This window comes from Paenibacillus sp. RRE4 (assembly GCF_031844205.1).
In the GTDB taxonomy this organism is placed as follows: Bacteria; Bacillota; Bacilli; order Paenibacillales; family Paenibacillaceae; genus Paenibacillus; species Paenibacillus xylanexedens_B.
In genome coordinates, this window is sequence record NZ_JAUZUT010000008.1 from 18,890 (window position 1) to 34,317 (window position 15,428).

At 46.6% G+C, this 15,428-nt stretch carries 7 protein-coding genes; all 7 read right to left on the reverse strand.

Translation table 11 applies throughout. The features are described from left to right. Positions 1 to 69: 69 nt before the first annotated feature. Entirely contained in the window at positions 70 to 2,946 is a 2,877-nt protein-coding gene (gene pulA / locus Q9R46_RS23775; protein WP_311282042.1) for a type I pullulanase, read from the reverse strand. Positions 2,947 to 3,267: 321 nt separating this feature from the next. Continuing rightward, positions 3,268 to 5,481 carry a type I pullulanase gene (gene pulA / locus Q9R46_RS23780; RefSeq protein ID WP_311282043.1) on the reverse strand — a complete coding sequence of 738 codons (2,214 nt, stop codon included), beginning with the start codon at positions 5,479 to 5,481 and terminating at the stop codon, positions 3,268 to 3,270. A gap of 231 nt (positions 5,482 to 5,712) precedes the next feature. Continuing rightward, positions 5,713 to 8,790, reverse strand: a complete 3,078-nt coding sequence (locus Q9R46_RS23785) for a DUF5704 domain-containing protein (RefSeq protein WP_311282044.1) — start codon at positions 8,788 to 8,790, stop codon at positions 5,713 to 5,715. 624 nt (positions 8,791 to 9,414) lie between these two features. Further along, a complete protein-coding gene (locus tag Q9R46_RS23790) occupies positions 9,415 to 10,695 on the reverse strand; it encodes an S-layer homology domain-containing protein (RefSeq protein WP_311282105.1) in 1,281 nt (426 codons plus the stop codon). Between the two features lie 368 nt (positions 10,696 to 11,063). Beyond that, positions 11,064 to 12,593 carry an extracellular solute-binding protein gene (locus Q9R46_RS23795; RefSeq protein WP_311282045.1) on the reverse strand — a complete coding sequence of 510 codons (1,530 nt, stop codon included), beginning with the start codon at positions 12,591 to 12,593 and terminating at the stop codon, positions 11,064 to 11,066. Between the two features lie 122 nt (positions 12,594 to 12,715). Continuing rightward, positions 12,716 to 13,819, reverse strand: coding sequence for a glycoside hydrolase family 88/105 protein (locus tag Q9R46_RS23800; protein WP_311282046.1), 1,104 nt, complete (start codon positions 13,817 to 13,819; stop codon positions 12,716 to 12,718). A 23-nt stretch (positions 13,820 to 13,842) separates the two neighbouring features. Beyond that, positions 13,843 to 15,342, reverse strand: a complete 1,500-nt coding sequence (locus tag Q9R46_RS23805) for an extracellular solute-binding protein (RefSeq protein WP_311282047.1) — start codon at positions 15,340 to 15,342, stop codon at positions 13,843 to 13,845. Positions 15,343 to 15,428: the final 86 nt, after the last annotated feature.

The following is a 15,428-nucleotide window of genomic DNA, read 5'->3' on the forward strand; positions in this document are numbered from 1 at the left end:
CTGTAGGATTGGTAGTGCTTGGAGTGATGAAACGAATTTCCTGTTCAAAACATTACAGAGTAGCACAGATCATGCACTGCTCAGATTATCCTTTTCAGGATTTGCTCGCACAATCTGCATATCGTCTGACCCACTTTGCACCATAATCTGCACGTCACCGTCCTCAGGCATGATATCTACATAGCGATCTCCGCAAGTGTCCTTGGCCTCCCACTCATTCAGCCTGATGACAAAACCCAGATGATGCAAACCGGGAGCTACGCGGAACCGTGCTTCTGCAACGTTGCCTGCCCGCTCCAAGCGAATGGCTCCATCCTCCATACCCGTTCCCCATACCCAAACATCCCAGCCATCATAACAGCCATCAACTCGCTCGTAACAGATGGTTACGGTTCGTGACAGGTATCGGTGAACCGTAACCGCATATGCCGCACGAATGGAGCCTACTTCTGCGATGATCATGGACTTCCCCGAAGTCAGCGCCCTCACGATTCCCGCGTGGCTTACGGCAGCTACATCCGAATGAACGGAACTCCAGCGAATATGAGCATCTGTAAGGGGTTGCCCATATTGATCCAGCACCAACGCACGAAAACGACTAACTCGAGTTGTATATAGCACTGGTTCACCTATGATCTCGATTCGCTCAGCGTAGCGGATATCAACCTGAACGGTACAAGACGTTGTGATCGAACCGACGCTTGCCGTGATTGACACTACACCACGACTCAACGTACGGATAGTGCCATCTTTTTCTATACAAACCATGTCTGGATCAGAAGAGTTCCATACCACAGGTACATTTTCCAATACATTGCCGATATGATCCCTCACCGTCGCCCGTAGCTGAGAAGTTTCCTGCGGAGCAAATACCCTGCGCGGAAGAACGATTTCCAGTGCAGCCGGTTCTGACTGGGTGGTAAGCTCCTTGTCGTACAGAACCATAAGCGACCAACGTTCCACCTGAACCTCGCCCGTAACCGTCTCGATCACGTCGGTTCCAGCGGTGTGATGATTTACAACAACCTTCCATTCCCCTTCATCTAGGTGTATGGTCTGAGGTTCCTCTGAGCCGTTATAAATGATCATAATCCGATGCCATGAGTCTTCGTTTGCTCCATGTTCAAGAACATATGCAACAACGTTTCCATCCATCCGAACGAAGCGAAGATGTCTGCGAACCTGTTCGGTCTCAATCATACGGAACGCCGGATGGGTGCGCCGCAAGTGGATCAGCCCACGGTAATAGTCAAATACAGGTCTGAATCGGGCTTTATTGGCCCAAGTGATCGTATTTACCGCATCACCGCTTCGATAACTGTTATGATCTCCAGCCTTGGATCTTAACATCTCATCACCGGCATGTAGAAACGGTATTCCCTGTGAAGTAAGCAGGATGCCCGATGCAAGAAGGGAACGGCGAACCATTTCATTATGCAATACATCTGCTTTATCGACATATCGATACGGATCTGAAGCCTTCACCGCCGACTCGGCACTGCCCCCCTCCACAGGCTGCCCGTCTTTCCATACAGGAAAGCCCAGATCATGTCGAAGATGGAGCGAGGTAGCCATTTTATCCCAGAGGTTCAGGTTATCATGAGCGGTCACATAATTAACGGTTTCGGCGGGGGATGAGGCGAAGTCATCCAGTGCTCCTGCGACACCTTTGCCAATTTCATATTCCAAGCCGCCGGCACCTGTCACGAATCCTCTACCGCTACCGTCACTGTCCCCTTTAATCGCACCGCGAAAATGATCATTGAATACAGCAAATCCTTTGCCTCTTTGTGTTCCCTTCAGGGTTTGACGAACCAGCGGAGAGTCGCCTCCCATCCACGGCTCTCCATAGATCAGAAAGGTAGGGTCTATCTCTTCTTTTAACTGACGAGTAAGCTCACTCATCGTATCCAGATCAATCAGTGCCATCAGATCAAACCGGAATCCGTCAATATGATATTCTTCTGCCCAATAGCGTAAGGAATCCAGAATATATTTTCGTACCATAGGACGTTCTGTTGCCAGTTCATTACCTACACCTGAACCGTTGCTCAGTGTACCATCTTCATAATAACGATAGAAGTAACCTGGCACGATTCGCTCAAAAGGGCCTTTTTCCACACTGTACGTATGGTTGTACACGACATCAAGCACAACACGGATCCCTTGCTGATGCAAGGACTGAATCATCGCTTTGAACTCCCGAATACGAACAGCAGGATCTCGTGGATTCGTCGAATAGGAACCCTCAGGTACATTATAGTGTTGCGGATCATAGCCCCAGTTATAGGGTACTTTGGCCGTTGGATCGGTGTTCGCTACTGCGAGTTCATTTACCGTCTGGTAATCGGCCACAGGCAGCAGATGTACATGGGTAATCCCCAGTTCAACCAAATGATCGACGCCAATTCGATTGCCTGCCTCATCGGTAAGCCCGGTAGCCGTAAAAGCCATATACTTTCCTTTGTACGGAAGTTCGGCCTGAGGATCGGAAGAGAAGTCTCGTATGTGCAGTTCATAGATTATCGCATCAACCGGGCTTACAAAGGCGGGCTTTACATCTTGATCCCATCCCTCTGGATCAGTCCTATTCAGATCAATGATCGCCGTCCGCTGCCCATTGGCTGTAACTGCTCTGGCATAAGGGTCCGCTACTATTTCTACCTCTTGATCATGATGAACGATGCGATACATATAAAAGTGTCCTGCCCAATCGTCCGAAAGAGTCCGTTGCCAGATCCCGTCCGGGTCACGTGTCATCTCAAATGCCTGACCATCCTCATGATGGGTAACCTCGCCAAGATCGTTATACTGCCCCTCATTTTCAAAAACTAATATATGGACCAACTGTGCTGTAGGCGCCCATACTTTGAACGTACTCGCAGCACTGGTATAAGTTAAGCCAAGATCGTTGCCTTCATAACAAAAAGAAGTCCATTCGGGCATCGTTCCCACCGCCTTTATTTCCTAAATTTCGTATTGTCCCGATGTTACGAAGTGGGACGTATTTTGTCAACCCGGGGTTGTCTGTACTCAACATATCGGTTAGTTCCAAACAATTGATGAGCAATCGCTTTCATCTATCATATGTAAACAAGCGCAGCGGTTGACAATGTATGTACCTATGGAATCAAAAAAACACCCTCTTTGATATCAAAGAGAGTGTTCGACTGTATGACTTTTAAATTGAAATACATCGTTACGGCTTACTGCCCTGTTGTTGCTTATGGCAGACCTATTACCACCCTTGTGCAAGCCTGATTCTTTTCAAGAAGACTGCGAAAACAATACAGTCATGGATAACATGCTGACCTGTAATTGATTGCTGTTATCGGCTTGGTTGTTCCTACTCTCTTGACTGTCTGAGCTATTCTGGGCGCTCTTCTTGCTATCCAAAGTGCTCTGAGTGTTCTGAGTGTTCTGATCGTGGATGTTATTGTTGCCCTCCACTTTTTCTGTAACCCCGATAGTGCGAAGCGTATTTACACCAGCCTGTCCATCTTCAACAACCACTCCCCATTTGCCTGATGGGATAGAGACCATATGTGACTCTTTGGTAGCATTATAGATTACGATAATTCGTTTCCATGCATCATTCACGGCTACGCCCTGTAGCTCGAATGCTAAAAGTCCTTTGCCTTTTTGCAAAAGTCGAACATGCTTCTCAATCGCTTCGCGTGTACGCAGGCGAAAAGCAGGATGCTCCCGCCGCAGACGAATCAAACCGCGGTAATAGTCGAATACCGGCTTAAATCGTTGCTTCTGATCCCAATGTATGGCGTTGACCACGTCTCCACTCTCATGGCTGTTAGCATCCCCGTATTTACTTCGTAACATCTCATCGCCCGCCGCAATCAGCGGAACACCTTGTGAGGTCAGTACAATACCGTTTGCAAGAAGGCAGCGCCTAACGGTTTCATTTCCGAGCACATGCGCTGCATCGATCTGAAGATATGGATCAGCCTGTCGCACAGCCTCTTCAACATTGTCGAACCCCCGGATACTCCCATCCTCATCATACGTCAGAAAGCCCAGCTTGTCTTGTAACCCTTGCGTGCGCGCCACCTTATCCCACAGATTAAGATTGTCATGTACGGTTACATAATTAATGGTCTCAGCGGGTCCTTCCGTAAAATCATGAATAGAACCTTGCACGCCTGTCCATAACTCCGCTTCTTTCCCGTCTTCACCTGTTGCAAAGCCTTTTCCGTCCCCATCACTGTCTCCTTTAATGACACCACGAAAATTATCGTTAAACACGGCAAATCCTGCTCCCCGCTGTGTTCCTTTCAGGGTCATCTCATTACCCAATGGAGAATCCATTGCTCCCCAAGGTTCGCCGTATAACAAGATGGAAGGGGATACCTGATTATGAAGCTCCGATGCGAGCTGTTTCATCGTGGTAACATCGATCAGCCCCATCAGATCAAAACGAAAACCGTCCACATGATATTCCTCTGCCCAGAACCGCACCGAATCGATGATAAATTTGCGAACCATAGCTCGTTCTGTTGCTACTTCATTGCCTGTGCCTGAACCGTTACTGTAAGTTCCATCGGCATGCTGACGATAATAATACCCGGGAACCAGCTTCTCAAATGAACTCTCGGCTGTATCAAACGTGTGGTTGTACACGACATCCATAATGACACCTATCCCTTTACGATGAAGTGCAAGCACCATGGACTTGAATTCACGAATTCGCGTCTCAGGTTCATCTGCGCGGGATGCATATGAGCCTTCCGGAACATTGTAATGTAGCGGATCATAACCCCAATTATAGTTAGAAGCTTCCTTAGGATCATCATCTACATTCGCCTCGTCTACCGTAGCAAAATCAAATACAGGCAACAGGTGTACATGCGTAATGCCCAGCTCAATCAAATGATCGACTCCAAGCGTATTGCCTGCTACATCTCGAAGCCCGGTCTCGGTGAACGCCAGATACTTTCCTTTGTTCGCAATCCCGGAAGAAGCATGAACGGAGAAATCCCGAACATGTAGCTCATACAGGACAGCATCCGTGGGATGACTCAATTCGGGACGTTCATCCTGTTGCCAGCCCTCAGGGTGAGTCTCTTGCATGTCCACAATAACGCCCATCTCTCCGTTCATGGTTACGACCCGCGCGTAAGGATCAACCGCGATTGTTGAAGCTCCATCTGCAAAAGTTGGCTTGAACATATAGCGATAACCTCGTAAATCCCCTTCCACTTCTATAACCCACACACCCTGTTCACCGGAATGCATTGAAATAGCGCTTTGCTTCAATGCGTTCGGGAAGTCATCGGGACTTCCACCTGTGAGGGGTGGATACAGAACTAGTTCCATTTGAATCGCGGTTGGAGACCAAACTTTGAAGGAGCAGAAGTTCGGTTGAATGGTAACCCCCAGGTCTGTCCCTTCATATGTACTGGTGATCGGAGCTATGTCTGTTTTCCGGGTGATTTGCTGTTGCTGTTGCTGAGTATCATCAATCATATTTGTTCCCCTCTCGGTGAGCGTAGTAAGTTAGTCATCTAATACGGAATGTAGAGCGCAGTATGCAGGATGTGTAACGAAAATTGTAAAGTGCTCTTTACCCTTTATACCCGTTCATCGGATCAAGCATAATCTGCCTATACAAAAAAAGAAGTAGCCGTGACGCAGACTCACATCACGGCTACTTCTTATATAAAGCTTCTACTTTTATCTCAAACCCGTCGTTTCTCTCTAATGAGGTACCTGAGCTTGAAAATCATCACGGCTGGATTGATCCGCATGATACCACACCACATCTCCATCTCTCATCGGCCATCTTATCGCCTGTTCATCCACTGGACTGAGGTTATAACCTTCCAATTGCCATTGATTCATTAATGGCGCGTGCATATATTGCAGATGAGGCGCAAGTGTATTGCCATTTTGTAACGTTTCCAGATTAAAGTTCACCACGATGTAACCATCTTGCAAAAATACAGCAGCCTTGTCATCCAGCAAAGTTTCTCTGGCCAGACGCTCCAGATTCGTGCCTTTGGGAACGGCGTATACATCCGCTGGCAGACTATATTCTCCGTACCAGCGCTGTATGGCGGCATTCGCCCGATCTACATCCACCCCGGAAGGAAGGTCCGTTTTGGGGCCCATAAGTGTACGAATCTGTGACGGGAGAATCATCCAATCGTACCTGCCTATCCAGGTTTGACGATGCGACGTCTGGGTTACAAACCGAACCATTGCCTGATCCAGTGTATACAACTGTCGATCTTCTGGTGTCCATTCATTGATGTACTGATAGCGTGCTGTATCGCTGAGTTCCATTCCAGACACGTTTCGTAGCCTTGCGTTCAGCACTACATAACGCTTCTCAACATCCTGTGCAGATCCAATACGGATAAGTTGTTGCTGCCCTCGATGGTAGTACAAATCTACTTCCTGCCTCTTGGTTCCGTCTTTGGGGATATAAAAGAAGGTTGGTGTGATTCGGATACCATCCTGTTTGCCAAACATATTCCCCTTGGTCTTCACATCAAACTTAAAGTGATAACCTGTCTTCACAGCAACATTGCGGTATCCCTGCACAGGGTGGCTACCTGGGCGGATTGGCAAAACAAACGGAACCAAATTGCCCCTCGGATCTCCATCAATTTCATTTGTTCCTGTCCAGTAGTTAACACCCGTAGGCTCGGGACTTCCTGGTCGTTGACGAAACACCTTCTCCCAATGATAGTCCGCGATATCTGTGATTCGAAAATCATACAATCGCCCTATGACCTCCACAGCTACCGTATCCGTTGCGACATGATGTGCCAGATCCGTATTCGCATCAGGTTGTTCTGTGAACTGCATGGGTGCATTCTCTGCGGTGTTGCGGAACTCAATCTGATAGTCGCCTTCATCGATCCAGACAGGAAGCACAAAGGTAGTATCCAGCTGATTGACGGGAATATCGACCCAGGTTTTGGCTGGAATAAAGCTACTTTTGCCATCCGTGTAAACATCGAACGGGAAACGCACCTGTTTACTGCGAAAATACTTCCCGTAATCGCGATTTCCGTAACCTGGATAACGTGCTCCATCTAGATGTTGTCCTGACGTGGGGATACGAACCAGGAATGGACGCTCCAGAATTAACGCCGCCCGCATAGGATCTGGCTTTGTTTTCTGGTTATGCGGCTGGTCATCCGAAACCCAAGCATAGTTAACCACGGGTGTATGTACCGTCACCGGATTGATTCCGGGAATTGAAAACCGCTGATTTTGTCCACCGTTTACGTTTTCAGGCAGTAGTCCGTAGAATATCTCACCCGTGCTCGGCTGATCTGCTTTGTTCATCAGTGTGTTCTGAATGGTTAATCTGTTCTGATATAACACATCATCCCCGATCATATGAGGCTGCGGAATCATTTCAGGTCTGGGGGCTTCCTTCTGGGCCGGGCTATTATTCATAATAGTCGCACCATTAAAAACCACTTTGTCATTGTTAACCATATTCTCTTGAACCACCGCTTCTGCTTCTGCTTGAAAAAGTGAAGTTTCATTCGGCGTAGGCGGTTCAGTGGAACCACCCGGGACAGTTTGGGTACCCAGATCAATCTCGCGGCATGGCGAAGGTTTGACATGGCTCTGCACAGCATTGTCCGTCATGGATTGCAAAGTTGGAGGTGTGTATGAATTTGGTGTCAGCGTAACCATACCTCCGTAACCACCAAGCGCATAGTTAGACACCTTGGCTTCATTTAATTTGTAAACCTCTAAGTTATCAATCTGCCAGTAACTATATCCCCTTGTTACTCGCATCGATTGATCACCTGGCACATCACGTTCTTTGGGCTCTGGTTGTGTGCCTGGATCTCCCTCACCGCGAGAGGGTCGTCCTGGTATTGTCCACGTTTTATGATACGTCTTCTTGACTTTAACATCATAGGTCACTGTGCCCGTCATGTTCACCCATCGGTGCTGAAACAAATACCCCTTGGCGAGAACATTTGCATACAGATCTTCCGACGTTGGGATCCCACGTGTAACATCAAACTTCTCGGCACCCCGGATATCTGCTCTGAGCACCCCTTGAACCGAAGGGTCCATCACTTTAGCTTCAAGGACTGCGCCTCGACTTGGTGGACTGATGCTAACCGGACAAGCATTCGCAGGATCGTTTCCTGGATCTTCACCGCCCGTGTCTCCTCCACCTCCGCCAGTAGAGCATTCCTTGACCTCAAGCTCCTGTTCAGCCTGTTCATCTATACGCTGGGTGGTATCCAGGAAATGAGCTTTGATGATCGTAGTACCCACAATGCCCTTTGTTGTAATTTTGCCATCGGCACCGATTGTCGCCACAGAAGCATTCGAGCTGCTCCACGTCAATTTGGGATGCACCGTCAATTTATGAATACTTCGATCCGATTTGGTAAGGACCGCTTCCGCCTGTAATGGCGTTGTCGTGGATTTGCAGGCATTGGGCAGGTTCACAACCAGTCCCGGTTCAGACGTCACGGTAACGGTAGCTGTATCCGAAATAAGATATGTACCATTGTTCCAGATTGCACGTACCGTAACCGTTCCAGGGCTCTCTGCTTTTAACATACCTGTCTTAAGTTCAATGCTCGCAACCGCTTCGTCCGAAGAAAACCATTTAATCTCCGTCTCCCTGCCAGATACATCGACCCCCTCACTCCACGTTGTGGATCCATAGCCTTTGGTCTTTACTTTGGCTACCATCTGTTTGGTCTGGCCAATGGTTAGGGTAGTATCAGGTGTAACGTCAATTTCTTTTTCTTCTTCTAAATCACCTTCCCATGTGACATCCATTGGAGTATTATAGGCAACATTATGTTTTGGACAACCAGCATTTGTTCTCCCACCATTATCAAAAGGATCATTGCTAGTCCATTCGTGATATCCACCAGTCAAAGTTCGAATTGCAACAATCGTACTCGGAGGAGCAACTTGCGTTATGCCCAAACCAGTATAAGATTTTTGCTCAGATGAAGTTTGATATTCTACACTTTTAATCCTTACTTCTTTAAAACTAGAGGATGTTAAATCATTCCCGTTATATTGAGGCCAAGAACGTGCTTGCCAATTAGAAAAATCAACACTATCTGGTACCTCTTTTGTAGCAGGGAAGGGAAGCGAACAACTTCCAGCATTCGGAGAATACGTTGGGCCTCCCCTATGATCAGCTCTAAAACGTCCATCACCCATTTGATACCAATACACACCTGGAGTAGCAATCCTCTTTGCAGATTGAATAGTTTTTAGAACCGGACTTTTCATTGATTGTGGTCCATATAAAAGTTCTATAGCATTTACATATTGATTACTTAATTGTACCGTTAAACCATAAATTATAATTACTAATGTAAATATTTTTTTTAGATACTTGAATACTGAAAAGCGTATTCGTTCCCTCATGGGTATAAAATCACCTCACTAGTAGTACATATTTTGTATTTTCAATTCTCCTATATTTTCAGAGGTAATATGATAAATTCCATTTTTAAAATCCAAAGTAGATCTAGTCCAAAACCTAACCTTTTTTCCTTTGGTAATAAGATCTCTAGGACTGTCAGGTATGGTTGCAAATCCATTTTTTTTAGCAAATTCTAAATTTAATCGTCTGAATTTCAATAAACCACTATCCAATCCACCACTATAAGTAATCAAATTAGCCTTTTCAGTATTTGATACGAAAGATACATCAGCATAGGTTAAATAGTAGTTTCCGCTTGTAATGTCTGGTTCCACAAAAAGATTTTTATAAACGCCTTGAGTTCTTCCATTCAGAACCTTTACAACTATAAATTTATGAAGATTCAATACTCCTGATTTGTTCGACAGTACTATATCCCCTTTAGAAATATCACTCACTTTAACAGAGTTTTTAGTATAAAAATAATTACTAATCGTCGTTAAATTCGTACCTGTCGTGCCTACTTCCCGCATCTCGTTCAGGTCGCTGTACTTGGAAGCATCCGTACCCTCCACATCCATGTAGCGAAGCAGAATAGCGGAAACCTCTGCGCGAGTTGTCGTATCTGCCGGTTTTAACGTGCCGTCTTGAAATCCACCGACAATTCCTGTTCCGCGCACTAGGGCGAGGTACGGAATCTGCTCATCACGGATCGTTCCGCGGTTTACTTCAGGCGTAGGCAGTAAGGTGTTTTTCGCATCATTAAAAGCATTCTGAAAACTGCTGTCCGACTTACGTAGCCCGTTCGCAATCCACTTCATCATTTCATATCGCGTCAGCTCCGTATTGGGCTTAAAACCGCTGGCATAATCACCAGCGTCAATAAAGCCTTGTCCCACCAACTGGCGGACAGCCGTTTCAGACCAATGCCCTTGAAGATCAGGGAAGGACACCTCTCCCTCCTCTTGCCCCTGTGCTTTCTCGATTCTGGTCGCGCGAGCTAGTATTGCAGCATATTCCCCGCGAGTGATCTTACCGTTAGGGCGGAATGTGCCATCCTGATAGCCGGAAATCAAATTTTTCCCATATGCTTTTGCAATCGTTGCCTGAGCCCAGTGTCCTTTGATATCGCTGAACCGACTCACTGCGCTGTCACTCGTTCCTGCAGCACTGACCACTCTCGTCCACTGCCCGGACCCCATTCCAAAAGAAAGACATGTCCCTACCATCATGGTTGCTGTCAAGAACGTCATCATATAAGCAAATCTTCTTTTCTTCTTCCCTTGAGCCACTCGCTTCATCTTCAATCTGTTCACGCTCCTATGTACCTTAGTATGGGGATGCTTCATTTACTCAATCGACTGACATGCTTATTAAACACACACCAAAATATAAAACCTAAATTTGGAATTATAATCAATATTCTACCATGTATAAACGGTATTTTGGTATCATTTTCATACCTCCCCATGATTCTAAGGTGGCTATCTCCCCCCTCCTTGAGACCTACTCTGTATTCTAAAAAAGACAAAAAAAGGCCACGAATCCGCAGATTCATAGCCTTATGCTTTAAGGTGTGGTCTCACTTATTAAATTATGGAATTTTTACTCTATTATAGAATAAACTTATTCCTCGCATGAAATCAACCTTTTTTTATGTCAGTCTCATTTATTTCCCGTTCAGCTCTTTATACGAAGCTTCCAGTTCTGTAATCAGCTGGTCACCGCCTGCTTTTCTCCAGTTGGCAATTTCCTGTTCCCAGCCAGCATCATCAATTTTACCCATAATGTACTTGGTCTGCGCATCCCAAATCATCTGATCCAGCTCCTGACCGCGCTCTGTATAGATCACGGAGGAAAGCGTAAGTGCAGGATTAGCAATTGCATACTGTTCGTTTTCACGAGCCATTTTCGCGCCTTTCATACCAATAGGAACATCAACCAGTTCAGGCACATTGTATCCTTCGACGCTCAACAGATTATCACGATACGGTTTGACCTCACGCTGGTAAGCATCAAAGTCTTTCAGTTCCGTTTTACCGTCAGCGGTCTTGCTGTAGTGCACATCAAGTAAACCACGCAGTTGCAGCGTGCTGAGTTCCTCGTCCATCAGCTGATCCAGGAAGGTGAGCACCTTCTTGAGCTGCGCTTCGTCCGTCACAGATGCTTTTGGGATAACAAGCATACCGTAGTTTCCAGGCTCACCCGCAATGCGAATGCCATCTGGCCCTTGAAACGGCGCTACATCAATGACACCATCCGGTGCGTTAGGTGTAAGCCGTTGCTGGGATGATTTCCCGTTCTGGGCGACCCCGTTCAGTTTCATGGCAACGAGACCTGAATCCATTTTTTTATCCGCATCGGAAGGGTCCAGTGCAGGGAAATCACTATTAATCAGCCCTTCATTAAACAGTCGCTTGAACAGCTTCATCGTATCCACATATTCGGGAGTCAGGAACTCAGGTGTTAGTTTACCAGCGTCGTCTACACCCCATTTGTTAACTCCACCAATACTTACAGCAATCCGGGTCAGCGGTGAAGATACGCCCTCGTTATACTTTTTAAACAACAATGCTCCATACGTATCTTCTTTGCCATTACCGTCCGGATCGTCCTTGCGGACAGAACGCATAACCTCATACCAATCATCCAGATTTTTCGGGATATCCAGCTTCAGCTTATCAAACCAGTCTTTCCGATATACGATCGCCGTTCGTCCAATATCCCGGAAATTCGGGATGCCGTAGATTTTACCTTCGATCTTGATGTTATTAAAATGAGCCTCCGACTGGGCAGACAAGTTTTTGTAATCTTTCAGGTAAGGCCCGAGTTCCCAGAACAATCCGGTCTTGGCCGCATTAAAAGTTGTAGGTACATAATTGACACGCATAATCGTTGGCATCTCCCCTGATGCCACCATGACATTTACTTTGTCGTCAAACGCCGATTGCGGAATCCACTGCACGTTTACATCGGTATTCGTGTATTCCTCAATCTTCTTCTCGATTGCATTTTCCTTAGCGGGTACATCACCCACCTGCATCAATGAAATGGAAATGGGCATTTTGCCTTCTCCGGCGGCTGGAGTTTTTTCTCCCCCACATCCAGCCAGCAAACCGGCAGACATCGCGCCAACAATAACGAAACTTCCTACGCGAAACATTGGACTCTTTGAACGTTTTGGACGTTTTGGACTCATGAACCATCTCTCCTTTTGGATAAAGCTATTGTTCAGCGGACTTGCCCTCATTCCTCAATCATAGATGCCTTCATCCCCGTAATGTATGCGTTATCATAATGCTTTGGAGAAAAGAACCGGCATTATGCCAGTTCCATCTCTACCCCTGCCAAAATAAACGGAGCAACCGATTTCGGATCATTGATACGAATCGATTCAGTCACATAGTACTCATAGGACCCGTCACGATAAGGAGTTCCTCCAAGGCCCGCTCCCCCATTGCATTGTGTCAGGGAAAGCACACCCTCCCGGTCTGTTTGTAACAGATGTTGCAAGAGACCTTGATATCCTTTTTCCGCAATCGCTTTGAACTTGCCGCTCAAGTACCCTTTGCGCACACCCTTAGCAAGGGCATACACAAACATCGAGGTGCCCGAAGCCTCCAGATAATTCCGCTCACGTCCTGGCTGATCGAGCAGATGCGGCCACAACCCTGTCTCCTGATCCTGTACATGGACAAGCGCATTTGCGAGTCGCTCGAAAATACCGATAATCTGTCCACGTTGCTCATGATCCACTGGCAGATAATCCAGCGTATCTACAACCGCCATCACGTACCAGCCCACTGCCCGGCTCCAGACATGTGGTGAGCATCCCGTATCTCCGGAGCTCCAGCGTTGCTCTTTGCTCTCGTCCCAAGCGTGGTAGAGCAAGCCACTGCGTGGATCACGAGTTTGTGCTTCCACCAACAGCAATTGCAAAGCAGCCTTGTCAAACCACTTCTCTTCACCAGTCACGGCTCCATATTGAGTCAGATAAGGTGTCGCCATATACAATCCATCCAGCCACATTTGGAACGGATAGATTTTCTTGTGCCAGAAACCGCCCCCACTTGTGCGCGGTTGCCCTTTCAGCTGCATCATCAGCAACTCCGAAGCTTTGCGATACTTTTCCTGACCCGTTTTCTCCAGCAGGAAAAATAACGATTTTCCCTGGTTGATCTGATCCAGATTATATTCCTCAATCGTATAGGACCGAATCGATCCGTCTTCCTGAATGAAATGATCCATAAGTTCCTGAATATAATCGAAATATCTCTGTTCGCCTGTATGGACATACAATTCTTCCAGTGCTTTGAGCAGACACCCATTCTCATAATGCCAGATTGAATACAGCTCATGGTTACGATAACTCTCCATAAACTGGTCAGCCATGCGCATCGGTGTATGTTGTAACGTTTCCTTCATAATCAAACCTCCGGTTTCGCTCCTTATTGAGCCTGTTTTTTGTAATCCTCGGCATATTCCTCGCGGATTTTGGTACCGCCTGCATTAGCCCAATTCTCAACTTCTTTTTCCCAGCCGCTTTGATCGATCTTGCCCATAATGTATTTGGTTTGCGCATCGGCAATCATCTGATCCAGGTCCGCTCCGCGGTCACCATATGTTGGAGAATATAACGTCAATGCAGGGTTAGGTACTGCATGTTCTGCCAGTTCCTTTACCAAAGCTGTTCCTTTTTCTCCAAGCTCGGTGTCCTTCAATTTAGGTACATTGTAACCATCAACATAAGGGAAATTATCCCGATATGGCTTCACTTCACGCTGGAAGGCATCAAAGTCACTCATTTCCACTTCGTTGTCTCCGACTTTGGTGTAATGTTTGCCTTCCAAACCACGCATAAGCAGCGTTGCCATCTCCGGATCCATCAATTTATCCAGGAAGGAGAGCAAGCTTTTCAGTTCCTCTTCCGATTTTACCGTTGCTTTCGGGAAAGCCAGAATGCCCGAGTTACCTGTCTGCCCAGCTACACGGTCTCCATTTGGCCCTAACAGACCGGCAATATCTACAACACCGTCCGGATTGTTTTTCGACAGACGTTCTTGTTGGCTTTTACCATTCTGCGCCACACCTACACGCATACCGACTACGCCGGAATCATACTTTTTCTCCGCTTCCGTTGAATCAAATACAGCGAAGTCCTGGTTTAACAACTTCTCTTCATACAAACGTTTCAGCAAATCCATCACTTGCATATATTCCGGTGTCATGAATTCCGGTGTAAAGCTACCGTCGCTCTCAACCTTCCATTTGTTCGGTGCGCCAAAGCTTACACCAAGACGAGTGGTAAAAGAATACTGATCTTCGTTATACTTTTTGAACAACATCAATCCAAACGTATTCGCCTGTCCATCGCCGTCCGGGTCTGAAGTAGACAATGTCTTGATCGTTTCATACCATTCATCCGGTGTTGTTGGTACTTTCAGATTCAACTTGTCGAACCAATCTTTGCGGTAAATAACAGTTGCCCGTGCAATATCGGAGAATACCGGTACGCCATAAATTTTTCCTTCAACCTTAATGTTGTCAAAGAAACGTCCGTTTTGGGCAGAAAGGTTTTTGTAATCATTGAGTAAAGGTCCGACTTCCCAAAACACGTCATTCCGCATCGCGTTGGTCACCGTTGGGTTATATTGCACCTTTACGATTTTCGGCATGTCGCTGGAGGCGATCATGACATTAATTTTGTCATTGTACGCAGATGCCGGAATCCACTGGATGTCCAGTTTGGTGTTGGTGTACTCTTCAATTTTTTTCTGTACCTCGTTGCCCTTGCTAGGCACGTCACCCACCTGTGCAATAGCGATAGATACATTCTGCACGCCGCCTTCGGCAGCCTGACCTTCATCTGATCCGCATCCTGCCAGTAAACCGGTCACCAAAGCCAGTGTACTCAGAACAGCTACGGCTTTCTTTTTTGTTGCCTTCATTCATGAAAACCTCCCTTTTTGATATACAGTCACAGCCTTAAAGCTTTAAAATCTAACAACCTTATAACTTTCCGGTTCTCCAATTT